The organism is Candidatus Obscuribacterales bacterium, from assembly GCA_036703605.1.
GTDB lineage: Bacteria > Cyanobacteriota > Cyanobacteriia > RECH01 > RECH01 > RECH01.
In genome coordinates this window covers 1-1,094 of sequence record DATNRH010001151.1, presented here as the reverse complement: position 1 = coordinate 1,094, position 1,094 = coordinate 1, and the positions used below count along the sequence as shown (strand labels likewise).

Here is a 1,094-nt window from a genome sequence, read left to right as displayed (position 1 = left end):
CATTCAACCGCCGGTCAGGCTTGCAGTTTCAGCAGCTATTAGAGAGCCGGTTCAACTTAATTTGCAAGTACATGAGATAACAATAATAATCTAATTGTTCGGACCTTCCTTTTTTTGACTGTTAATTGATACATCTACTTATTTTCCCTTTCTGATATCGTAGCCTGTAATCGACTTACTTTTGCTGGCCATGGAATCCACGTATTCCTTATCTACGAGCCCAGCCATGTAGGCCTTAGAGACCCTCATAAGCGCTATCTTTGCAGTAGCCTCGTCTATCATCTGCCCTGTCTTTGGATCAAACATAGAGCCCCCTCCCATCTCATGATAGAAATCGAGCTGATATTTAGCCTCTTCTATCTGCTTTTCGGTTGGTGTATAGCATTCATTTGATATCCTTATCTGCTGGGGATGAATCACCCATGTCCCATCCATCCCTATAGCGGCCGCCCCCTCATTCTTCCTCCTGAGTCCCTCCTCAACCTCAGCTATCACCTCCTGGCTCTCACCCTTCCTCCAGATCCTGAGATAGACATTATCAATAGCATGAAGCCCCGCAGCCTTCGCCGCTGTGACCACGGCCTTTTTCTCATAGTAGAATATCTCATTCTGCCTGTCCAGGAGTAAATCCGGATCTGCCCCAAGCTCCGCAGCGTAGTCAGCTATACCGAATATAAGCCCCGCCATCCTCTCCGATGCAGTAGCAATCTCATATGCGTGCTCAAGCGCGTGAGGCCTCTCTATAAGAGACTCAATCGCCACCGTTGTCTTCCAACGGTATTTTGCCTCTAATTCATCCAGGAGATCAGAAACCAGCCTTATGTCCTCCGGTCCCCAGACCTTCGGCACTATCACCCCATGAAACCTGTCCACAGCCCTGCTCATCACCGCCTCCATATCCCCCCTGAAGAACTCCGAGCGGAGGTTATTGGGCCTTACAGTCACCACCTTCTTACCGAAGTCCAGTGTGTTAAGCGCCTCGACCATTACCTCTCTGCTCTTATCCCCCTTGTACTCATACGGGCAGGCATCCTCGAGGTCTGCCATCACATGGTCGACAGGGGATTTGGTTGGATCTGCGGCGTTTTGATGCA

General features: G+C 49.5%; 1 protein-coding gene. It reads right to left on the bottom strand.

What is annotated here, in order from left to right; genetic code table 11:
- Window positions 1-138 precede the first annotated feature (138 nt).
- The coding region (locus V6D20_23830) for a CoA ester lyase (protein ID HEY9818811.1) at window positions 139-1,094 on the bottom strand (956 nt) is incomplete at its 5' end.